The 21239-nt window shown below is 59.1% G+C and carries 18 protein-coding genes and 3 tRNA genes; 16 read left to right on the top strand and 5 right to left on the bottom strand.

The annotated features are described in order from the left end of the window. The first annotated feature begins 18 nt into the window (after positions 1–18). From nrdI (ACUIAF_RS07945) to rpmG, 9 genes are all read left to right on the top strand, one after another. The gene (nrdI, locus tag ACUIAF_RS07945; protein WP_445338509.1) at positions 19–507 is read left to right on the top strand and encodes a class Ib ribonucleoside-diphosphate reductase assembly flavoprotein NrdI; all 489 of its coding nucleotides are present in this window, start codon (positions 19–21) and stop codon (positions 505–507) included. A 65-nt stretch (positions 508–572) separates the two neighbouring features. After that, the gene (gene nrdF, locus ACUIAF_RS07950) at positions 573–1568 is read left to right on the top strand and encodes a class 1b ribonucleoside-diphosphate reductase subunit beta (protein WP_044091112.1); all 996 of its coding nucleotides are present in this window, start codon (positions 573–575) and stop codon (positions 1566–1568) included. 175 nt (positions 1569–1743) lie between these two features. Continuing rightward, entirely contained in the window at positions 1744–2241 is a 498-nt protein-coding gene (nrdI, locus tag ACUIAF_RS07955) for a class Ib ribonucleoside-diphosphate reductase assembly flavoprotein NrdI (protein WP_015022389.1), read from the top strand. Positions 2242–2292: 51 nt separating this feature from the next. Continuing rightward, a complete protein-coding gene (nrdE, locus tag ACUIAF_RS07960; protein WP_445338511.1) occupies positions 2293–4488 on the top strand; it encodes a class 1b ribonucleoside-diphosphate reductase subunit alpha in 2196 nt (731 codons plus the stop codon). Between the two features lie 170 nt (positions 4489–4658). Next, entirely contained in the window at positions 4659–5654 is a 996-nt protein-coding gene (gene nrdF, locus ACUIAF_RS07965; RefSeq protein ID WP_015022387.1) for a class 1b ribonucleoside-diphosphate reductase subunit beta, read from the top strand. A gap of 116 nt (positions 5655–5770) precedes the next feature. After that, positions 5771–5852 (top strand) — tRNA-Tyr (locus ACUIAF_RS07970). A gap of 1 nt (position 5853) precedes the next feature. Beyond that, positions 5854–5925 (top strand) — tRNA-Thr (locus tag ACUIAF_RS07975). A 4-nt stretch (positions 5926–5929) separates the two neighbouring features. After that, positions 5930–6003, top strand: a tRNA-Met gene (locus tag ACUIAF_RS07980). A gap of 46 nt (positions 6004–6049) precedes the next feature. Further along, positions 6050–6217: a 50S ribosomal protein L33 gene (gene rpmG / locus ACUIAF_RS07985; RefSeq protein WP_015022386.1), complete on the top strand. Its 168-nt coding sequence runs from the start codon at positions 6050–6052 to the stop codon at positions 6215–6217. 58 nt (positions 6218–6275) lie between these two features. Here rpmG and ACUIAF_RS07990 read toward each other — a convergent pair whose 3' ends face one another. Further along, on the bottom strand, positions 6276–7607 hold the full coding sequence (locus tag ACUIAF_RS07990; RefSeq protein ID WP_445338513.1) for an O-acetylhomoserine aminocarboxypropyltransferase/cysteine synthase family protein: 1332 nt from the start codon (positions 7605–7607) through the stop codon (positions 6276–6278). Positions 7608–7967: 360 nt separating this feature from the next. Between ACUIAF_RS07990 and ACUIAF_RS07995 the strand changes: the two genes are divergently transcribed. Then, positions 7968–9200: an FAD-binding protein gene (locus ACUIAF_RS07995; RefSeq protein ID WP_445338515.1), complete on the top strand. Its 1233-nt coding sequence runs from the start codon at positions 7968–7970 to the stop codon at positions 9198–9200. Positions 9201–9262: 62 nt separating this feature from the next. On the opposite strand, the gene ACUIAF_RS08000 is transcribed toward ACUIAF_RS07995, so the two are convergent. Further along, positions 9263–9430 (bottom strand): hypothetical protein, encoded by a 168-nt coding sequence (locus ACUIAF_RS08000; protein WP_445338517.1) that lies wholly within the window; start codon positions 9428–9430, stop codon positions 9263–9265. A 12-nt stretch (positions 9431–9442) separates the two neighbouring features. On the opposite strand from ACUIAF_RS08000, the gene ACUIAF_RS08005 reads away from it, so the two are divergent. The 3 genes from ACUIAF_RS08005 to ACUIAF_RS08015 all read left to right on the top strand — a co-directional run bounded on the left by ACUIAF_RS08005 (position 9443) and on the right by ACUIAF_RS08015 (position 12747). Further along, entirely contained in the window at positions 9443–10447 is a 1005-nt protein-coding gene (locus ACUIAF_RS08005) for a sugar kinase (RefSeq protein WP_198216245.1), read from the top strand. Between the two features lie 92 nt (positions 10448–10539). Next, positions 10540–11205 carry a bifunctional 4-hydroxy-2-oxoglutarate aldolase/2-dehydro-3-deoxy-phosphogluconate aldolase gene (gene eda / locus ACUIAF_RS08010; RefSeq protein ID WP_110417623.1) on the top strand — a complete coding sequence of 222 codons (666 nt, stop codon included), beginning with the start codon at positions 10540–10542 and terminating at the stop codon, positions 11203–11205. A gap of 96 nt (positions 11206–11301) precedes the next feature. Then, a complete protein-coding gene (locus ACUIAF_RS08015) occupies positions 11302–12747 on the top strand; it encodes a tagaturonate reductase (RefSeq protein WP_445338519.1) in 1446 nt (481 codons plus the stop codon). 353 nt (positions 12748–13100) lie between these two features. On the opposite strand, the gene ACUIAF_RS08020 is transcribed toward ACUIAF_RS08015, so the two are convergent. Continuing rightward, entirely contained in the window at positions 13101–14228 is a 1128-nt protein-coding gene (locus tag ACUIAF_RS08020; RefSeq protein WP_198203299.1) for a mannonate dehydratase, read from the bottom strand. A 75-nt stretch (positions 14229–14303) separates the two neighbouring features. Continuing rightward, positions 14304–15947 carry a mannitol dehydrogenase family protein gene (locus ACUIAF_RS08025; protein WP_445338520.1) on the bottom strand — a complete coding sequence of 548 codons (1644 nt, stop codon included), beginning with the start codon at positions 15945–15947 and terminating at the stop codon, positions 14304–14306. A gap of 245 nt (positions 15948–16192) precedes the next feature. Between ACUIAF_RS08025 and ACUIAF_RS08030 the strand changes: the two genes are divergently transcribed. From ACUIAF_RS08030 to uxaC, 3 genes are all read left to right on the top strand, one after another. Beyond that, positions 16193–17260, top strand: coding sequence for a LacI family DNA-binding transcriptional regulator (locus tag ACUIAF_RS08030; protein ID WP_198203301.1), 1068 nt, complete (start codon positions 16193–16195; stop codon positions 17258–17260). Beyond that, the gene (locus tag ACUIAF_RS08035) at positions 17257–18267 is read left to right on the top strand and encodes a LacI family DNA-binding transcriptional regulator (RefSeq protein WP_015022377.1); all 1011 of its coding nucleotides are present in this window, start codon (positions 17257–17259) and stop codon (positions 18265–18267) included. Before ACUIAF_RS08030 ends, ACUIAF_RS08035 begins: the two co-directional genes overlap by 4 nt. Before the next feature lie 190 nt (positions 18268–18457). Beyond that, positions 18458–19864 carry a glucuronate isomerase gene (uxaC, locus tag ACUIAF_RS08040; RefSeq protein ID WP_110417856.1) on the top strand — a complete coding sequence of 469 codons (1407 nt, stop codon included), beginning with the start codon at positions 18458–18460 and terminating at the stop codon, positions 19862–19864. Positions 19865–19894: 30 nt separating this feature from the next. Here the strand turns inward: uxaC and ACUIAF_RS08045 are convergent, their stop codons facing one another. Further along, positions 19895–20866, bottom strand: a complete 972-nt coding sequence (locus ACUIAF_RS08045) for a LacI family DNA-binding transcriptional regulator (protein WP_445338521.1) — start codon at positions 20864–20866, stop codon at positions 19895–19897. Positions 20867–21239 lie beyond the last annotated feature (373 nt).

Here is a 21239-nt window from a genome sequence, read left to right on the forward strand (position 1 = left end):
CAAGGAGCAGCATTCACTATGTCCTCAGCAGATGTGGGTCGGCACGATCCTCCCGATGGTGCCTCCAGGCTGGTGTACTTCTCCAGCGTCTCCAACAACACCCACCGCTTTGTGCAGCGGCTGGGCGTGGAGGAGCCCATCCGCATTCCTCTGTACGAGCGGCGCCAGCCCATGCCCGTTATGGATGCGCCCTACCTTCTGCTGGTGCCCACCTATGGCGGTGGGTCAGCCAAGGGAGCCGTGCCCAAGCAGGTCATCCAATTCCTGAACAATCCGGTCAACCGCGGACTGATCCGCGGAGTCGTCACCTCGGGCAACCGGAACTTCGGCAGCGCATATTGCGCGGCCGGCCCGTTGATAGCCCGCCGATGCGGCGTCCCTGAGCTCTATCGCTTTGAGCTGCTGGGCACCTCGGAGGATGTTCAGGCGGTCAGGGCCATCCTGGCCGGAATGGGAGTTCAGCTCCAGCAGCAGTCGACTGATTCACGAAAGGCGGTTTTGTCATGAGCCAGCAGGAAAACACCGAAGAGAGCATCAAGTCCGAGGCCGGCGTCTATGCCGACGACGAGATGATGCGCAAGTCCATCACCCCACCCCAGTACCGGGTCACCCCTGAGGCCAGGATTCGCCCGGTCAACTGGAACAACATCACCGACGAGAAGGATCTGGAGGTCTGGAACCGCCTGGTCTCCAACTTCTGGCTGCCCGAGAAGGTGCCCCTGTCCAACGACATCCCATCCTGGAACACCCTGACCGACCACGAGCGCCAGACCACGGTCCGTGTCTTCACCGGACTGACCATGCTGGATACCACCCAGGCCACCATTGGCGAGCTGGTGCAGATCGATCACGCTCGCACCGAGCAGGAGCAGGCCATCTACACCAATATCGCTTTCATGCAGTCGGTTCATGCCCGCTCCTACTCCTCGGTCTTCTCCACCCTCTGCTCCAGCGAGGAGATCGACAAGGCCTACCGCTGGGCCGTGGCCAACGACGTCCTCCAGGAGCGCGTCCACACGGTCCTGCACGAGTATGTCAGTGAGGATCCCCTGAAGCGCAAGGTGGCCTCCACCATGCTCTCTTCGCTCATGCTCTATGCCGGCTTCTACCTGCCCCTCTACTTCTCCAGCCATGCCAAGCTGATGAACACGGCCGACATGATCCGGCTGATCCTACGCGACAAGGCCATCCATGGCTATTACTCGGGCTACAAGTATCAGCGTGGTCTGGAGGAGAGGACCAAGGCCGACCAGGCCATGCTGGAGAAGTTCACCAACGATTTGCTGGACAAGCTCTACGACCTTGAGATGGTCTACTCGGGGCAGATCTATGAGGGCTTCCCCTTCGTCGAGGACGTCTTCGCCTTCGTTCGTTACAATGCCAACAAGGCGCTGATGAACCTGGGCTATCCGGCCCGGTTCGCGGCCGACCAGACCGATGTCAGTTCGGAGATCCTGGCGGCCCTGTCGCCATCGGCCAACGAGAACCATGATTTCTTCTCGGGTTCGGGCTCCTCCTACGTCATGGGGCACTCCGAGTCCACGGACGACGACGACTGGGACTTCTAGGAGAGTTGGAACCGGTGTGATATTGGGCACATAAAACCCTATATATGCTCACCGTTTTCAATATCGATAGCACATATAGTAGTTCAGGCTCGCGCTGGGCGGGTTCTGATCGGTCCGTCTTCAGGACGGGCATCACCGTCAAGACAGGCTCTGGATGGCCTGATCAGGAGGAAGCATGGAGCAACAGCAGACCGCCGGAACTGATTCGGAGCTCAGCGCTCCCGAGTTCGCCGCCCAGGGTCAGCGCCTGGGGGCCGTGGTCTACTTCTCGTCGGCCTCGCGCAACACCGCCCGGTTCATCGCCAACTGCCATTTGGATGACGAGGGGATTGACGTCTTCCGCATCCCTCTGAGGCCCAAGGATCCGCCCCTCAACATTCGACAGCCCTACATTCTGATCGTCCCCACCTATGGTGGAGGATCGGCCAAGAAGGCTGTCATGCCGCAGATCAAGCGCTTCCTGAACGACCCGGCCAATCGGGCCGGCATCCGCGGGGTCATCGCCTCGGGCAACACCAACTTTGGGGAGGCCTTCTGCATGGCGGGGGACATCATCTCCCGCAAGTGCAATGTGCCCTTCCTCTATTATTTCGAGCTCATGGGCACCAAGGAGGACCAGGAGAAGGTCCGCCGCGGGGTTGTGGATTTCTTCCGCAACCACCCCGAGTCCTGAGCCAATTTCATTACACACATCATCACCGCAATACTCATGAAAGGACACCCGATGGGAGCAAACGAGGACACGTCCCTGGCCCTGGACAGGACCGCATCCGAGGATGAGGAGACCTTCGATCCGGCTCACGACTACCATGCCCTGAATGCCATGCTGAACCTGTACGACAAGGACGGCAGGATTCAGTTCGACAAGGACCGCGAGGCCGAGCGCCAGTACATGGACCGGCACGTGGGGCCCAACACCATGGCCTTCCCCTCCACCGCCGAGAGGATCACCTACCTCCTGGATCACGAGTACTACGACCGGAAGGTCTTCGAGCGCTACACACCTGAGTTCCTGGACAGGATCTATCAGCATGCGGCCGAGAGCGGCTTCGAATTCGAGACCTTCCTGGGCGCCTTCAAGTTCTACACCTCCTATGCGCTGAAGACCTTCGACGGCAAGCGCTACCTGGAGGACTTCCCCCAGCGCTGTGTGGCCGTGGCCCTGGAGCTGGCCGACGGGGACGAGCAGGCCGCCATGAAGTACACGGACGAGATCATCTCCGGACGCTTCCAGCCGGCCACCCCCACCTTCCTGAACCTGGGCAAGGCTCAGCGCGGCGAACCGGTCTCCTGCTTCCTGGTGCGCATCGAAGACAACATGGAGTCCATCTCCCGCGGCGTCAACGCTGCCCTGCAGCTGTCCAAGAGGGGCGGCGGCGTGGCCCTGCTGCTGAGCAACCTGCGCGAGATGGGCGCGCCCATCAAGCACATCGAGAACCAGTCCAGTGGCGTGGTCCCGGTCATGAAGCTCCTGGAGGATTCCTTCTCCTACGCCAACCAGCTGGGTGCCCGCCAGGGTGCGGGCGCCGTCTACCTGTCGGCCCACCACCCTGACATCATGCGCTTCCTGGACACCAAGCGGGAGAACGCGGATGAGAAGATCCGCATCAAGTCCCTGGCCCTGGGCGTGGTCATCCCCGACATCACCTTCGAGCTGGCCAAGCGCAAGGAGCCCATGGCCCTCTTTTCGCCCTACGACGTGGAGCGGGTCTATGGCAAGCCCTTCGCCGACATCTCCATCACCGAGCACTATGAGGAGATGGTCAAGGACAAGCGGATCCACAAGAAGTACATCGACGCCCGCGACTTCTTTATGACCCTGGCCGAGATCCAGTTCGAGTCCGGCTACCCTTACATCCTCTTCGAGGACACGGTCAACAAGGCCAACCCCATCGACGGCCGGATCACCATGTCCAACCTCTGCTCGGAGATCCTGCAGGTCCAGGAGCCCAGCACCTACTCCGAGAACCTGAACTATGAGCATATCGGTCGGGACATCTCATGCAACCTGGGATCCCTCAACATCGCCAAGGCCATGGACGGCGGCCTGGCCGATACAGTCGAAACCTCGGTCCGTGCCCTGACCTCCGTCTCTGACCACACCAACATCGAGGCCGTCCCCTCCATCAAGCGGGGCAACGACGAGGGCCACGCCATCGGCCTGGGTCAGATGAACCTCCATGGATTCCTGGCCCGCGAGGGCATTCACTACGGATCCGAGGAGGGGCTGGACTTCACCGACATGTACTTCATGACCGTGGCCTACCACGCCTACAGGGCCTCCCATGCCCTGGCCGTGGAGCGGGGGAAGGCCTTCGCCTCCTTCGCCAAGTCCGACTATGCCAAGTCGGCAGGGCAGGGGAACTACTTCGACAAGTACACCGAGGGCAGCCGTTCCCTGGAGCCCAGGACCCAGCGGATCAAGGACCTCTTCGACCAGTACAAGGTCCACATTCCCACAGTGGAGGACTGGAAGGAACTCCAGGCGGCCATCCTCAAGGACGGCATCTACAACCAGAACCTCCAGGCCGTCCCGCCGACCGGGTCCATCTCCTACATCAACCACTCCACCAGCTCCATCCATCCGATCGCCTCCAAAATCGAGATCCGCAAGGAGGGCAAGATCGGGCGCGTCTACTACCCGGCTCCCTACATGACCAACGAGAACCTGGACTACTTCGAGGACGCCTACGAGATCGGCTGGAAGAAGATTGTGGACACCTATGCCGAGGCCACCCAGCATGTGGATCAGGGACTCTCTCTGACCCTCTTCTTCCCCGACACGGCCACCACCCGCGATCTGAACAAGGCTCAGATCTATGCCTGGCGCAAGGGAATCAAGACCCTCTACTACATCAGGATCCGCCAGCAGGCACTGGAGGGCACCGAGGTCGAGGGCTGCGTCAGCTGCATGCTCTGAGACACGTGTCCTAAGGCATATGCAATCCCTGGTCGGTGCCGTCTTCGGGGGCGGCGCCGGCCCTTTGGTATCCACGTCCACAGGCCGGGTCCGCCCATGCGGTAGACTGGCGGTCCGGTCATGATCCGCATCGCAGTGTCGAACACCTATCCAACAAGGAGCAATCAACCATGGTCCCACCCATTTCCATTCCCCGGCAGCCGCTGAAGCTGATCGACCGGGTCTCCGCCATCAACTGGAACCGTCTGGAGGACGAGAAGGACCTGGAGGTCTGGGACCGTCTGACCGGTAACTTCTGGCTGCCCGAGAAGGTTCCCGTCAGCAATGATCTGCCCTCCTGGCAGGCCATGAGCGAGGAGGAGCACACCCTGACCATGCGGGTCTTCACCGGTCTGACCCTTCTGGACACCATCCAGGGGACCGTGGGCGCCGTCAGCCTGATCCCGGATGCGCTGACCCCCCATGAGGAGGCGGTCTATACCAATATCGCCTTCATGGAGTCGGTCCACGCCAAGTCCTACTCCTCCATCTTCTCCACACTGGCCTCCACGCCTCAGATCGACGCCGCCTTTGAGTGGAGCGAGCATAACGAGTTCCTCCAGCGCAAGGCCCAGATCGTCCTGGACTACTATGAGGGCGACAACCCCCTGAAGCGCAAGGTGGCCTCCACCCTGCTGGAGTCCTTCCTTTTCTACTCGGGCTTCTATCTGCCCATGTACTTCTCCAGCCATGCCAAGCTGACCAACACAGCCGACCTGATCCGCCTGATCATCCGGGACGAGGCCGTGCACGGCTACTACATCGGCTACAAGTACCAGAAGGGGTTGGCCAAGGTCTCCGACTCCGAGCGTCAGGCCATGAGCGACTACACCTACGAGCTCCTGGGAGACCTGTACGACAACGAGGTGGAATACACCGAGAGCCTGTACTCCGGGGTGGGCCTGGTTGAGGATGTCACCAAGTTCCTGCGTTACAACGGCAACAAGGCGCTGATGAACCTGGGTTATCCGGCCCTCTTCCCTTCGGACAGCACCGACGTGAATCCCGCCATCATCGCCTCGCTGAGCCCCAATGCCGACGAGAACCACGACTTCTTCTCCGGCTCAGGCTCCTCCTATGTCATGGGAAAGGCCGTGGAGACGGACGACGACGACTGGGATTTCTGAGCTGCCCGTTCCGTTCCGACGCGGAAGACACGACGTTGGAGCGGGACTTGCGGAAAATGGAAAAACATGTCATTATAGGCAAGTTGCCGTACGGAGCTCCGGTTCTAGTGCGGCATGGCGGATTTCCCAAGCGGTCAAAGGGAGCTGACTGTAAATCAGCCGCGTAATGCTTCAGAGGTTCGAATCCTCTATCCGCCACGCCTCGGTAGCTCAGTGGCAGAGCACTTCCTTGGTAAGGAAGAGGTCGTGAGTCCGATTCTCACCCGAGGCTCTCTGGCGGGGTAGCTCAGCTGGCTAGAGCGTACGACTCATAATCGTAAGGTCAAGAGTTCGAGTCTCTTCCTCGCTACTGTGGCCGACATACGTCGGTCGTGCAACGACTATAGAGGTGAACCATGGCAAAAGCCGCAGATATCCGTCCTGGCATTACGCTGGCGTGCACCGTGTGCAAGGAGCGTAATTACATTACGACCAAGAACCGTCGTAACACTCCTGACCGTCTGGAGCTCAAGAAGTTCTGCCCCCGTTGCGGCAAGCATACCCTGCACCGGGAGACCCGCTGATTTCTTCCCGTCTTTTGGCTTCATCGGAACCCGACCGTTCGGCCGGGTTCTTTTTTGTTCAAAGATTGCTCCGGTAGGCGATCGCGAATGCCTGATCCAGGTCGGCGATCAGATCGCCCGGGTTCTCCAGCCCTACGGAGATTCGAATCAGATCGTCGCCTACCCCTGTGCTGAGGCGGTAGGGGCCTGGAACCTCCCTGTGGGTGATTCTGGCCGGATCCACGATCAGGGTGCGGCAGTCGCCGATGTTGGGCATATAGCTCATGAGACGCACCGAGTCCACGATGCGCTTGACCTGCTCGTAGCCTCCCTGGACCTTGAAGGAGAGGATCGTGCCGACTCCCTTGGGCAGCAGGGTCGAGGCCAGGCGGTCCTGCTGGTCTGCATCGCCCTGGTGCCGACCCTCGGGAATGCCCGAATAGTTTACCTGTTCCACCTGGGGGATGGTCAGCAGGTGGCGGGCCAGGGTTGCTGCGGTCTTCACCTCGGTGTCGACCCGCTGGGCCAGGGTCTCAAGGCCGGTCAGCTGCAGGTAGGCTGTAAAGGGGCTCATGACCGCCCCGAAGGTATGCAGGTACTTGGTATGGACCCTGTGAAGGAAGGCCATCCTGCCGAAGGCATCCAGAAAGCTGATCATGGATCCGTGCCGCTCGTCGCTGATGATCAGTTCGGGCTGGCTCATTTGCGGGAAGCGGCCGTTGCCCCAATCAAACCGTCCGGCATCCACGATGACCCCGCCCAGGGCGTTGCCGTGGCCGCTGATCCCCTTGGTGGTCGAATGGACGACGATGTCGGCACCGAAGTCGATCGGGTTGAGCAGGTATGGCGTGGGCACCGTATTGTCGATGATCAGTGCCAGCCCATGCCGGTGGGCCAGATCGGCCAGACCGGGGATGTCGGCGATTGCTGTGGACGGGTTGGCCACGGATTCGGCGAAAATGGCCCTGGTGTTGTCCTGGATCAGGGACTCCACCGCGTCAAGGTCGTTGATGTCATCCACAAAATCCGTTTCTATGCCGAAGTTTGGAAAGAAGGTCTTCATGGCATCCACCGAGGTTCCATAAAGATCGACAGGAGAGATCAGCCGTCCGCCACCTTCGGCTGCACACATGAGGGCTGACGACACGGCTGCCATCCCTGAGGCCATGGCCACGGCCCCCTTGCCACCCTCCAGGCTTGCCAGGCGGTCCTCCAGGACCTTGACCGTGGGGTTGGCCAGGCGGGAGTATGAGAATCCTTGAATTTCGCCGGCGGCCAGGGCGTCTCCCCGGTCTGCGGTGACCATGTCAAAGGCTGCCGACTGGTAAATGGGGACGCTGGCCGCGCCTGGACCCAGGCCTTGACAGTCATAGCCCTCATGGACGGCTTTTGTTGCGAATCCTTCGCTCATGTGGTGTGTTCCTCTGATTGTGGTCTAGACGCTCGCGTGCTTCAGGGATCATCAAACCCGTTTTTAGATACTTCGACAACAGTGCCTCTATAGGCATTCCTTATAGGAGGTTATTCAGCCTCAGCCGTCCTTATGGGTAAGCATCGGTTGACAGGGGGTAAAACCAGAGAGCCGACCAATGTGTGTCCATATTTTGCTTTTGTCTGCCATGCGCAGGCCAAGGACATACGGCGTGCCTGCCTTAATTCACCTGATTGAGCCAATGGATTGAGAAAGCGAATCAGGGCAACAGATCCGATGACAGGCGGAGAAGCGGGGCTCCGGGCCAACCCAGTCACCTGCGATGATACAGTGAAAGACATGCCAGAAGCAGTCACTGTCAACACCTCAACCCCGACCTTTGCCGATATCACCACTGTGGGTGTGGGCGGGAGCATGGCCGCTTTCGTTCAGCCCCGAAGCCGTGTGGGCATGATCGAGGCTGTGGAGGGTGCGGATTCCAAGGGGCTGCCCCTCTGCTTGATCGGTGGGGGTTCCAACCTGCTTGCCTCAGACCAGGACTTTCCTGGCGTGGTTGTCCGTGATACCCGTCAGGACATCAGCGTTCCCGACGAGGTGGCCCCGCCTGAGGGCGGCCTTCCCATCGTTCATATCAACGCCACGGCCGGGACCAACTGGGATGACCTGGTTTCCTACTGCGTGCGCATGCACCTGATCGGGGTGGAGGGTCTATCCGGCATCCCAGGTACTGTCGGGGCCTCGGTGGTCCAGAACATCGGCGCCTACGGCCAGGAGGTCGGACGTCTGGTCGACTCGGTTGAGGTCTGGGATCGCCAGGACAAAGTCACCGCTTATCTGCAGGCCTCGGATTTGGATTTCGGATACAGGACCTCCCTGCTCAAGCAGACCATGTACCAGGCGCCGGCTGTACCCGACGCACGGTTCTTCCCCACCCCGCGCTACGTGGTTCTTTCGGTCACCCTGGTCCTGCGACACGGATCGGAAGCCCGTGTGGGTTCGGTCCAGCTGGCCAAGGCCCTGGGAGTGGAGCCCGGAGCAACCCTCCCCTTGGAGCGGATTCGGCAGGCGGTCCTGACCGTCAGAGCCGGCAAGGGGATGCTGGAGGATCCTTACAGGTACCTGACCGAGTGGATGGGATCATGCCGTCGAACCTCCGACCTGGAAGAGGCTCTGGAGGCGGTCCAGGATGACCTTCACGGCCCCAGGGGCGAACGGGCGCTGCTTGACCGCCACAGCTGCGGGAGTTTCTTCACCAATCCGATCATCAGTCGTGAGACCGCGGATGCCCTCCCGGCGGATGCCCCTCGTTACCCTGTCGGAGACTCGGCCTTGGTCAAGACCTCAGCAGCCTGGCTGATCGATCGTTCAGGTTTCCACAAGGGATTCGCCTTGGAGCAGGGGTCGGCTGCCGCCCTGTCCGACGTGCACACACTGGCCTTGACCAACCGGGGAGGTGCCGGCTCAGACGACATGGTGGCACTGGCCCGTGCCATCCAGAAAGGCGTGGATTCCACCTTCGGCATCCACCTGATTCCCGAACCTGTCACCCCGGGTATTGATTTGGCCTGGTAGCCACTGCTTCACACCCCGTTTCTTCCGACCCTCAGATCGACGCAAGGATCTGAGGGTCTTTTTTAAAAAAACGAGCGTCCACCAAAAATGCCGGGATAAGCAACAGCTGGCAACATATTCCTCCGCCACCGCTCCATCACATAGCTTGAAAACATCAATGGACGAATCGGACCGTCACCTGCGTTGTCGCTGGTTGAGACAGACCTGTCGGATCCATCGGTCCTGGTCATGGAAGGAATGGTATGGCGGTTTCCCACGACATAACGGTCAGCGGCGTCCGTCCCGGCAAGGTCCTCCTGGTCGGCGAGGGTATGGGACTCTTCGCTGCAGGCGAGGAGGGGCCCTGTAGCGAGGTAGGATCTTTCAGCGCCTCGGTGGCAGGTGCGGAGCTCAACGTGGCCATTGGCCTGGAACGATTGGGCCAGCATCCGGTCTATATGACTCGCATAGGCCAGGATCCGATAGGCGAACGGATTCTGTACTTCATGCGGCAGAACGACCTGGACACCTCCTTGGTCGGCAAGGATGCCACTCGTTCCACTGGCTTTATGATGAAGTCCAAGGTAGAGCAGGGAGACCCCAAGACTTATTACTTTCGAAAGGGATCGGCGGCTTCGGCCTTGGGTCCGGCCGATGTCAAGGCCATCGACTGCAGCGGAATCTCGCTGATGCATATGACGGGAATCCTTCCGGCGCTTTCGGAAAGTGCCCTGGAAGCCAGCAAAGCGCTGGTTGAGCTGTCACGGGCCAATCAGATTTTCGTTTCCTTTGATCCCAACGAACGTCCGGCTCTCTGGAAGAGCGACAAGCAAATGAAGCAGACGCTCCTGTCCCTGAGCGCCAAGGCTGATCTGGTCCTTCCAGGTATTTCCGAGGGCAGGCATCTGTTCGGGCTGGACAATGTCCGCGATATCGGTCAGGCCTTCATTGACAATGGCGCCCGTTATGCGGTGGTCAAGGACGGGCCCGATGGAGCCTACGCGACGGACGGTCACGATGGTGTCTACGTTCCTGGTTTCAAGGTTGATGCGGTGGTGGACACAGTCGGTGCCGGCGACGGTTTCGCAGCCGGTGTCTTGTCGGCCCTGCTTGAAGGCCGACGCATGTCCGAAGCGTTGGAGCGCGGGTGTGCCGTTGGCGCCATGCAGACCCAGGTGGTATCCGACAACGAAGGCTTGCCCGACAAGGCCCGGTTAAATGACTTTATTGTCGGGCACCAGCGGGCGACGGTCAGGCAGGTTGGCTGAGCCGGTTTATCCGGGCGACGATCAGAAGCCCTCCATGGACAGGCGATGGATTCGATTCAACAAGTTCAATTCCACAAGAGAAGGAAGCAGGCATGAGCGAGTTTGACAAGAAGGACGTACCGGAGGGCCGGATCGGATTGATCGATCTGATAAGAACAATCAAAGTGGTCCCCCTGGTGACCCTGCATTCACCCGAGGAAGCGGTTCCTCTGGCCAGGGCCCTGGCTTCCGGTGGAGTACCCATTGCAGAGGTCACTTTCCGATCGGCTGCCGCCCTGGACGGGATGCGGGCTATTCACGATCAGGTGCCCGAGGTGACCCTGGTGGCAGGAACCGTGCACACGGTTGACCAGGCACGCCAGGCAGTGGAGGCAGGTTGCAAGGGTATCGTCTCCCCGGCCTTCAGCGATGCTGTGGTCGACTGGTGCCTGGGCTCCCGGATACCGGTCTTGCCCGGAACGGCGACTCCCAGCGACATTGAGAAAGCCTATGATCTTGGCCTGCGTTTCACTAAGTTCTTCCCAGCCGAGGCTTACGGCGGCATCAAGACCTTGAAGGCGCTCTCCGGTCCCTTTGCCGAGATGAACTTCTTGCCCACAGGGGGAGTCGGGTTCGGGAACGCCCGGGAATACATGGACCTGCCCAACGTCTTTGCTGTGGGCGGGAGTTTCCCCGTACCATCCCAGGCCCAGCGCCAAGGCGACTGGAAGGCCGTTGCTGATGCCTGTGCTCAGGCCAGGCAGGTGGTGCAAGGCTGAGTGTCTGGGTTCCGGGCTGGTCATCGGTCGCCAAGTTCGATGGTCTGACCGGATCTCCCGTATGGGCGGGATGCAAGCGGACGGAAAGGAAGCATTGTGGAAAGACTACAGGAAGCAGTGGCCGTGCATCTGGGGCTGACTGGTACACAGGCAGCTCAACGACCCATCAAGATCATCCAGTTCGGTGAGGGAAATTTCCTCAGAGCATTCGTTGATTGGATAGTCCAGCAGCTCAACAACAAGGGCTTGTTCGGGGGGAACGTAGCAGTTGTCCAACCCCTTGAAAACGGCAGGGTCCATTTCTTGGAGGACCAGGAGCGGCTCTATACAGTCATTCTGGAAGGTCTCAAGGATGGTAAGCCCGTCCGCAGCCATGAGCTGATTGACTCTATCGGCAAGACGGTCGACCCCTACCGGGACTGGGATGGGTTTCTGGCTCTGGCCGATGATCCTGATACGAAGATCATCATCTCCAATACCACCGAAGCAGGCATTGCCGTCAACGATGGGGATAAGGTCACGGACCAGCCACCAGCGGGATATCCGGCGAAGTTGGCTCATCTGCTCAAGCGTCGGTTCGACAGGTCCATGCCAGGCTACCTGATTATGCCCTGCGAGCTCATCGCTGACAATGGTCCGGCCCTGCATCGTGCTCTGATAAATGTCGCTGAACGGTTCGGGTGGGGTAAGGACTTCATCGAGTGGCTTGATCGGGAGAACACTTTCGTATCCACTCTCGTGGATCGGATAGTCCCCGGCTACCCGCGTGAAGATGCCCAGGAGCTTTGGGAGATGCTGGGCTACGAGGATCAGAACATGGTCAAGGCCGAACCCTTCCTGCTTTGGGTCGTAGCCGGTGACCAGACCGCCCAGCGCAAGGTTGATGAGCTGCTTCCCGCGCGGAAGGCAGGAATCGACCTGGTGACCTGCGATGCTGTACAGCCCTACCGTGAGCGCAAGGTTTATCTGCTCAACGGTCCTCATACCACCATGGCCCAGGTGGCTCGGCTGGCCGGATTCAAGACCGTAGGGCAGGTCATGGGCGATAAGACCATGCGCTCTTTCATTACCCGCGAGATGGAGGAGGAGATCATTCCCGTCCAGACCCTGCCCAAGGAGGAGCTGGAGAACTTCGCTGCTGCAGTTCGCGAGCGGTTCGACAACCCCTTTGTCCAGCATTCTTTGGACTCCATAGGGTTGAACTCGGTCTCCAAATTCGTCTCCCGCCTTCTCCCGCTGGTCACGGCCAACGTAGAGCAGGGGCGTGGGCTTCCCGAACGCATCATCCTGGCGCTGTCCTGCCTCTTGTGGACTTATGGCGGCAAGGCCGGTGATGCTGTGAAGATTCAGGATGATCAAAAGGTCATTGATGCCTTCCACGAGGCTGCCGGTCAGGAGGATTTTGTCAGTCGGATTCTTTCCGATGCTTCCATTTGGGGCCATGACCTGACCAGGATTGCTGGACTAGTGGAAGCTGTACAGAAGAACCTGGACGATTTGGCCGACCAGGGTGTCCAGCCCCTGATTGACCGATTGGCATGAGCCAACGGTGCAAACGAGGGGTCAGTTGCTTCGAGGCAATTTGATTCCCGCGTTTGCAGGTATGTCGGCTTTCCCAGGTTGAAGGAAACTTCCCACAGGGCGTGGTCCTGACGGGAACACTGAACAAGTGTCTGATGCCGGCTCGGGTTTGCGATTGACCCGGACTGGCATCAGACACTTCCTTATTGTTAAGGGTTTCTTCTGCTCCACATTCAGGTCTGCTTCGCCGTCGGGCCAGACATGTCTTGACGGATGAGACCAAGCAATAAGTTACTGGAATGGTGGCAGTGAGAAAATAAGGGGCCCCCTTGCCGAACAGCATGACAAGGGGGCCCTTGCTTGATTTTGCCCCATCAACGGTTGTAGCGGTAAGCGTCCCAGACTCCAAGCAGATACTGGATGCCCATGGCGCGGTCATAAAGGCCGTAGCCTGGCCGCGGTCTACCGGCCTCCGTGTTCTCGCTCCACAAATGCCGTCCGTGGTCGGGGCGGATGTAGCCCTGGTAATCGGCCTCGGCGTAAGCCTTCATGATGCCGACGGTGTCCACGTTCCCCTCGCTGGCCCGGTGACCCACCTCGTAGAAAGAGCCCTGCTCGTCGGTGAACCGGATGTTGCGCACGTGGCTGAAGTAGATCCTGTCCATGAAGGTCTTGACTGCATCCACGGCATCGTTACCCCGTCTGGATGAGAAGGATCCCAGGCACAGGCACAGTCCGTTGCAGGGGCTGGGATTCAGATCCAGCACTCGTTGGATCCCCTCCTTGCTGGAGACCACGCGCGGCCAGCCGAACAGGTCGAAGGCAGGGTCGTCGGGGTGGACGGCCAGCTTGACCCCGTAGCGCTCGCAGGTGGGGATCACAGCATCCAGGAAGTACTTGTAGTTGGCGTACATCTGCTCGTGGTCCATTCCCTGGTAGGCCTCCATCAGTTCAGGCAGATGGGCGAGCCGTTCAGGTTCCCAGCCGGGAACAGTCAGGGATCCGGCCCCCTTCAGGGTTTCGTCGATGATGCCTTGTGGGCTGAGCTGATCCACCTGGTGCTGGTTGTAGTAGAGGGCGGTGGACCCGTCTGGGCAAGGGTGGAACATCTCCGTGCGCAGCCAGTCGAAGACCGGCATGAAGTTGTAGGTGACGACTTTGACCCCGGCCTTGCCCAGGTTGGCTACAGTCTCGATGTAGGCGTCGATGGCCTGGTCCCGGCTGATTCCGAGGACCGTCGAACCGGTCTTGATGGACTCATGAACGTTGACAGACTCAACCACGTCGGCGTTGAAGGTCTTGGTTATGCCTGCCGCCCGATCCCTGGCGGACAACTCGGTGATTGTGGCCATGGCATCTTCAATTTCGTCCGGCTGCCAAACCTCTCCCGCCTGTTTATGGTGCAGGGACCAGACGATGGTCTCCACCCCAGGAATCTGACGAATATCGTCCAGGCTGATGGTGTCGTTGCCCTGGCCATACCAGCGGAATCCCATGTGCATGATGTTTTTCTCCTTACATCCGGATCGGGCGGACCCGGTCATTGTGTGCCTTGTTCAGTCAGCGGACTGCCGATGTCACCAGGCGCTTGCAGCCTTGTGAAGGGTGCTCGCTACAGCGCCATTGCCCTGGCACATGGCGGTCAGGAAGGTCTCGATTTTGTCGGCCAGCGGGGTGGCGTTCAGATCGGTTCCGAAGATGGAGGTATCGGCCAGGATGGACTTGATGGTCGTCGCCATAGTCTCCTTCCTGGCTGACCCATCGAGTGGGATGTCGACCAGAATACTTTGAAGCTCCTCCAGGCGCGGGTCCGGGCTCAGCTTGACCGGCCGTCCGGCATCGTCGGTTCCGTTGCCTTCCGAACCGATCAGCAGCCGCAGCCAGGCGGCGATGATCAGCGGGATGGCTTCCAGATCGGCTGTGTCAAGGTCCTTGGCTCGGATGTACTTGCTGATGGTGATTCCGTATCTGACCGGAATCTTCTGGGAGGTGTCGGCGCAGATGCGTGCCGGTGTATCGGGCAGGCCGGGATTGGGGACCCTGATCTCGATGACTTGGCGGAGGAATTCCTTGGGGGAGAAGATACCCGGATCCTCGACCACAGGCAGTCCTTCCACATACCCCAGGCGGGTGACCAAGGCCTTGAGGTCCGGGTCGGCGATGGTCTTTGACATGGTCGGATACCCCAGAAGCATCCCGAAGACGGCCAGGGCCGTGTGCAGGGGGTTCAGGCAGGTGGTGACCTTCATTTGATCGGCGGCGTTGACCGTATCCTTGTCGGCCATGTAGACCCCTGCTTTCTCCAGAGGCGGGCGGCCTGCGGGGAAGTCGTCCTCAACTACCCAATACCAGGTTTCCTCGGTGTTGGTATAGGGGGCCATGGCGGTTCCGCCCCTGGTCCGGAAGGGTTCCGCGTCGGCGATGCCCAGAGCCTTGAGGCGACGACCCACCTCCTTGTCGGGGTTGGGAGTGATTCTGTCGATCATGGTCAGCGGGAAGGTGATCTTGTTCTTGTCTCTGAGGTAGTCGCCGAAGCCTTTTTCGGCCAGGCCCCTTCCTATCCACTCGTCAGCCATCTGTCTGACGGCTTGGCCGAACCGCTCCCCGTTTCGTGAGAAGTTGTCGGTGCTGACCAGGGCCAGTGGAAGGGCACCGGCCTGGTAGCGCTCCAGCAGGAGGGCCGTGATGACTGCGATGGCGCTCTTGGCTTTATCAGGTCCGCCCTCGAATTCCGGAGCGATCCACGGCAGCGGCCGACCTTGGGAGTCGACCAGGGCATAGCCTTTTTCGGTGATGGTCGTGGTGACCATCTGCAGGCTGGGATTGCGGAAGACAAGCCTCAGATCACGTAAGGGCTTCGGATCCTCGCCCAGCGGGTAGGCGCCCGCAACGGAGGCGACCAGGGAGGTTTTCATGGAGCCGTCCGCTTTCAGGATGACCTGAAGATAGCGGTCGTCGAAGGGGGTGTAGGCCTGATCGACAATGGCGGGGTCGAAGGATTCGGCCACCAATATGCCTCGGTCGGTGGCGCCTGAATCCAGAAGTTTTTGGGTAATGGGGGCGTGAACCGCCCTGAAGAGATTGCCGGCCCCGAAGTGGACCCAGGTAGGCGAGCGCTTGGTGGCCTGGCGCATGGCTTCGATGTCGTAGGTTGGCAAAGTCACGCCGGCCTTCTGCCAGGCTGCGGACTCATTATGTATATCGTCACTAAGGTGAAGCATCAGTGCCTTCCTTTATCAAAAAAACATATCGCGGAGACCAGGCGTAAACGCTTGCCCATCCTGCTTCCGAACCTATCAAGTTGGTGCCTGTCTGCTTTCGTAGTTGCAGTTTGTTTCTCATCAGACTGCTGTCGGCTGCCATAGAACCGGGAAGTCACTTATACTTGGATGCCAGGAAGTGCTCGGCGCCGTTGGCGTGTATTTCATGCGATATGGGGCAGACGAAGGAAGGCTGATACGTATAAATGAAGACCGGAGCAGATTCGGGTAGCGATTCCTCCACGGACAACCGCCGTATCACCATATATGATGTGGCTCGCCAGGCCGGAGTGTCCCCCTCAACGGTCTCGCGTACCTTCTCGCGCCCGGATCGGGTCAGTATTTCGACGGCTCGAATGGTTCAGAAGGTCGCTGATGCACTGGGCTATCACAGCGATATCGTCGACAGCCGGTCAGGTTCGCAGGGCAGGGGGCTGGTTGCGGTCGTTGTGCCCGACTTGGGCAATCAGTTTTTCACCGGCGTCATTCGCAGCATTCAGGACGAGTGTGAGCGCTTCCGCTTTGAAACCCTGATTCTTGATACCCGGGAGTCCATCACCCGGGAGCGCAGGATCGTCGATACGGTCGCTCCCGTGGTCTCGGGAATCATCCTGGTCTCCCCAAGGATGCCCGATGCCATGATCCGAAAGTGCGCCCAGCTGCGTCCCTTGGTCAGCGTCAACCGTGACGTTCGCGGTGTATCCAGCATTAGCATCGACGTGGCCAAGGGGGCCTGCCAAGCGGTCGACTACCTGTACTCATTGGGTTACCGGAGTCTCACCTATTTGGATGGTCCCGCGGCCTCATGGTCAGGAGGTATCCGGTGGCGGCATATCTTCAATGAATGCGACACCAAGGGGATGAGCGTCAAGCGTTCGCTGCCTTGCGCCCCTACCTTTTACGGAGGCTATTCCTTCGCAGAGAAGTATATGGACGACCCTACAGGTGCGGTCATCGCCCATAATGATCTGATGGCAATCGGCCTGATTGTGGCCCTCAGAAGGCTTGGTTGCGAGTGCCCTCGTGATATCTCTGTCATCGGGTTCGACAACGACACCATGTCCATGGTGAGCAGTCCGCCTCTGACCACCATTCATATGTCCCTTTCAGTCCTTGGGCGGGGGGCTGCCGACCTCCTTATGCAGCGCCTTTCCGGAGCCAACCTGTCTGTAGCCCCGACGGTTCCGGCCCGTCTGGTCATCAGGCAGAGCACGGGTGCCAGGTCGAGCAAGCCTTTGGGCCGGAACGGGGCAGAGAAGGAATCCCGGTCATGAGCGGTCATAACCGTTCCAGGCGTGTCACGATCAGAGAGGTGGCTGACAAGGCAGGAGTCTCCCCCTCCACGGTATCAAGAGCATTCGCTCGGCCTGATAGGGTCAGTGCGGCCACAACCAAGCGGATATTCGCTGCAGCCGACGCACTGGGGTACTATACGGAGCCGGTCGATACGGTTCCGTCCAGGACGCTGCGGGGCATGATCGCCATCATCGTTCCTGACATCGCCAACCAGTTCTTCTCCGACATCATCCGTTCTGTACAACACGAGTTCAATCTGGCTGGATTTGCCCTTATCGTCGCTGAATCCGAGGAAAGTGCCAGCAGAGAGCGGCAGGCCTTCAACAGGATTGCCGCCTATGTGGACGGGGTAATTCTGACCTCATCGAGAATGCCTGATGCCATGATCCGCAAGTGCGCCCAGACCAGGCCCATCGTCGTGGTCAACCGGACTGTGCGTGGGGTGCCCAGTGTGGCCATAGATATCGGCACTGGTATCCGTCAGGCCGCGCAACTGCTGGTTTCCATGGGTTTTTCGCGGGTGACCTATCTCGATGGACCTTCCGCATCATGGTCTGTGGGAGTCAGGTGGAATCACACTTACGAAGAATTCCACAAGCGTGGAGTGGCTGTTCGACGAATTTGGCCGGGTCTTCCCACCTTCGTCGGGGGTTATGCCTTGGCGAAGCAGTATCTGAATGATCCCACAGGTGCCGTCATTGCCCACAATGACTTGATGGCCTTGGGTTTCATGGCTGCCATGCGTCGTCAGGGTATTCGCTGTCCGGACGACTATGTGATCATCGGATTCGACAACGACACTATGGCACAGGTAAGTGATCCGCCATTGTCCAGCGTGGGTAACACGCCTCCGAAACTGGGAAAGACAGCAGCAGGCATCCTTCTGGATCGGCTGAATGGCCGAACTAATCCGGCGCAGAGCATCACGATTCCCTCCCGCCTGATCGTCAGGGAGAGCACGGGTAAGGCTACGTCGGATTCCTGACCAGGAAAGGTTCCGGCAAATCATGGCAACATCAAGACCGTCCCTTTTCAGGCGTGCATAGGCTGACTAATAGCATATGTGAGTTCCGATCGTGTGACTGTTCCGCCTGTCCGTTGGTCTGTACAGGAGGATTTTGAGCATCGCGGAAATTCGAATGCCGAACTTGCTGTTTTCGACTAAGGAGTTTGTAGTGGCTTTTCTGGATGACGATTTTCTTCTCGGGACGCAGTTGTCTCGGGAGTTGTTCCATGATGTGGCTGAGAATCTTCCTCTGGTGGATTATCATTGCCATCTGCACGCCAAGGAGATTTATGAGGATCCCAACTTCGATAATATTGTCGATGCCTGGCTGACGGATGGCCACAATTATGGAGACCATTATAAATGGCGGCTGGAGAGGGCCAATGGCGTTCCGGAGCGGCTGATCACCGGGGACGGTGACCCTTGGGACAAATTTATGGCTTATGCCCAGACCATGGAACAGGCTGTGGGTAGCCCGGTCTATCTGTGGACGCACATGGAGCTGCAGAGGTACTTCGGCATCTCCGAACCCCTGACCACCAAGACCGCAAAGTCCATCTTTGACCAGACGAATGAAGAGCTGGCCACCCCGGACTTCTCGAGAAGAGCGCTTCTGCGTCGCATGAACGTCAAGATCGTCTGCACCACGGATTCCCCTGAGGATAATCTGGAGTATCACGATCGATTCGCCAAGGAGGGGGAGCCCTTTAGGATGGTTCCCGCCTTCCGTCCGGATGCGGCCCTGAATCCGACCGCCAAAGGGTATGGCGATTGGATCGGCACAATGGAGTCGGTTTGCGGCAAGCCGATCAATGACTTCAGCGGACTGGTCGACGCTCTGCGTGATCGGGTGGATTACTTCCACCGGCATGGTTCCAGACTCTCCGACCATGCTGTCGATGTGGTGGAGTTCGCTCCGGCGACTGCTGAGGACCTGGATGCCATTTTCAGCAAGGCCAAGGCCGGACTAGGCCTGGACAGGCATGAACAGGCCCAATATCGTGCGGCCATCCTTCTTGAGCTGATGCGAATCTACAAGGATAAGGGCTGGACCATGCAGCTGCACCTTCAGGCCAGCCGCAACAACAACTCGACGGCTTTCCAGAAGCTTGGAGCCGACACGGGTTACGATTCCATGGCTGACAACTCGGTTGCCGCCCCCCTTGCCGCCCTTCTTGACCAGGCGCAGAGTTCGAACATCTTGCCCAGAACCATCGTCTATTCCCTCAATCCCAACGACTACATGGCCATAGCCACTGATTTGGGCTGCTTCGGAGGCGATGACAGGGGCCAGCTTCAGTTGGGCAACGCCTGGTGGTTCAACGACACCGTCACCGGGATGCGTCGGCAGCTCGAAGTTCTGGCTGAAACCTCGCTCCTGGGCAATGCGGTAGGGATGACCACGGACTCCCGCAGCTTCCTGTCCTTCCCCAGGCATGAGCTCTTCCGCAGGGTGCTCTGCGGGCTCTTGGGCGACTGGGCCGCCCAGGGCATCATACCTGATGACAAGGAGTATCTGGCGCCTCTGGTGCGTGCGGTCTCCTATGAGAACGCTCTGGCCCTCTTCGAGGGCTAAGGCCCGAGCAGCCGGCAGGGTAGTCTTGCGCTATACGATTCCTGTCCGTCCCTGGTTCATGCGATTTGGTGGCGGACAGGTCGATTCGCGGACAACCAGCGTGTTGGGCAGGATGGCTCTCGGATCTACGGCCTTGCCTGACCTGGTATCCAGGATCATCTTCGCCGCCCTGGCTGCCATCTCGGTCAAAGGCTGATGGATGGTGGTCAGAGCGGGGCCCATGAACGCCGCAGTCTGTATGTCGTCAAAGCCGACGACTGAGAGTTCATCGGGGATGCTGATCCCCAGGTGCTTGGCTGCCTTGTAGACTCCCATGGCCAGGAAGTCGCTTTGGGCGAAGATGGCGGTGGGACGATCGTCGAGGTTCAATAGCTCCATGGCGAATCGTTCACCGTCGGCCACGCTGAATTGGCCCTGGCGTATCAATCTTGGATCGGATTCCAAACCAGCCTCGTGCAGGGCGGTTCGGTAGCCGTCAAGGCGTGCTATGGAGCACATGACCCCATCTGGTCCTGTGATGGTGCCAATGCGTTGATGACCCAGCTCGATCAAATGGCGTGTGGCGAACAGACCGCCCGACCAGTTGTCTGATTGAACTGACATGGTCCCCAGGACGGGGTTTCCCCATGGGTCGACGAAGACCGCCGGTATGCGGCGGGATGCGAATCGTCTGGACAGGTCAGCTGATGGATTGGAAAAGATCAGGATGGCTCCCAGAGGCCTGCGGGCCAGGACCTCGTCCAGCCAGGTTGTGGACAGAAGGCGAGGATCGCCTATCTCGCTCAGAACCAGCCGAATTCCGCGGCTGGAGGTTACCTCGGCAGCCCCGTCCAGGAGGTTCAGGGTCCATGGATTGTCTAGATGCTGCAGGGCCAATTCAATTAGGTTGGAAGAGGTCCCGATTCTGTCAGACTTGAAGTACCCGAGCTGATCAATGGCTTCCTCAACCCGTTCGCGAGTCTTGTCGGCCACATCGCTCTTCCCGTTTATCACCTTGGACACAGTGGCGATAGAGACTCCGGCCAGACCTGCGACATCGGCTAAGGTTGGATTCTTGCCATTTTGGGACGACGATTTCGGGCTCACAGTTCCCCCTAGCATCATGGATTGAACAGAAACAGTATAACGAAAAGTTTCGGTCATTTGCGGACTAGAATGTGATGAAAATATGAATTTATCGGTAATGATTTTTTGTGCTTAACCTGGGAATAAAGACGATAAAGCTGTCATTGCAGGCATTGTCCTCATAGTTAGACGATTTGACTGTGAGAGATGTCACAACTACTATCGAAAATAGCGAAAATGATATTCGCAAAATCAATGAAGATTATCGAAAGGCAGCTGGTATGAGCTGGAGAACAAAAGGGAAGCAAGC

Source organism: Bifidobacterium sp. ESL0822 (assembly GCF_052606675.1).

Bases quoted from the DNA above. Each gene is read 5' to 3' on its own strand.
- nrdE (WP_445338511.1), top strand. From the start codon at position 2,293: ATGGGAGCAAACGAGGACACGTCCCTGGCCCTGGACAGGACCGCATCC.
- ACUIAF_RS08020 (WP_198203299.1), bottom strand. From the start codon at position 14,228: ATGCACATGGGATTCCGCTGGTATGGCCAGGGCAACGACACCATCAGC.
- ACUIAF_RS08030 (WP_198203301.1), top strand. From the start codon at position 16,193: ATGAAGACCGGAGCAGATTCGGGTAGCGATTCCTCCACGGACAACCGC.
- nrdI (WP_445338509.1), top strand. From the start codon at position 19: ATGTCCTCAGCAGATGTGGGTCGGCACGATCCTCCCGATGGTGCCTCC.
- ACUIAF_RS07990 (WP_445338513.1), bottom strand. From the start codon at position 7,607: ATGAGCGAAGGATTCGCAACAAAAGCCGTCCATGAGGGCTATGACTGT.
- nrdF (WP_015022387.1), top strand. From the start codon at position 4,659: ATGGTCCCACCCATTTCCATTCCCCGGCAGCCGCTGAAGCTGATCGAC.
- ACUIAF_RS08035 (WP_015022377.1), top strand. From the start codon at position 17,257: ATGAGCGGTCATAACCGTTCCAGGCGTGTCACGATCAGAGAGGTGGCT.
- eda (WP_110417623.1), top strand. From the start codon at position 10,540: ATGAGCGAGTTTGACAAGAAGGACGTACCGGAGGGCCGGATCGGATTG.
- nrdF (WP_044091112.1), top strand. From the start codon at position 573: ATGCGCAAGTCCATCACCCCACCCCAGTACCGGGTCACCCCTGAGGCC.
- ACUIAF_RS08005 (WP_198216245.1), top strand. From the start codon at position 9,443: ATGGCGGTTTCCCACGACATAACGGTCAGCGGCGTCCGTCCCGGCAAG.
- ACUIAF_RS07995 (WP_445338515.1), top strand. From the start codon at position 7,968: ATGCCAGAAGCAGTCACTGTCAACACCTCAACCCCGACCTTTGCCGAT.
- rpmG (WP_015022386.1), top strand. From the start codon at position 6,050: ATGGCAAAAGCCGCAGATATCCGTCCTGGCATTACGCTGGCGTGCACC.
- ACUIAF_RS08025 (WP_445338520.1), bottom strand. From the start codon at position 15,947: ATGCTTCACCTTAGTGACGATATACATAATGAGTCCGCAGCCTGGCAG.
- ACUIAF_RS08000 (WP_445338517.1), bottom strand. From the start codon at position 9,430: ATGACCAGGACCGATGGATCCGACAGGTCTGTCTCAACCAGCGACAAC.
- nrdI (WP_015022389.1), top strand. From the start codon at position 1,744: ATGGAGCAACAGCAGACCGCCGGAACTGATTCGGAGCTCAGCGCTCCC.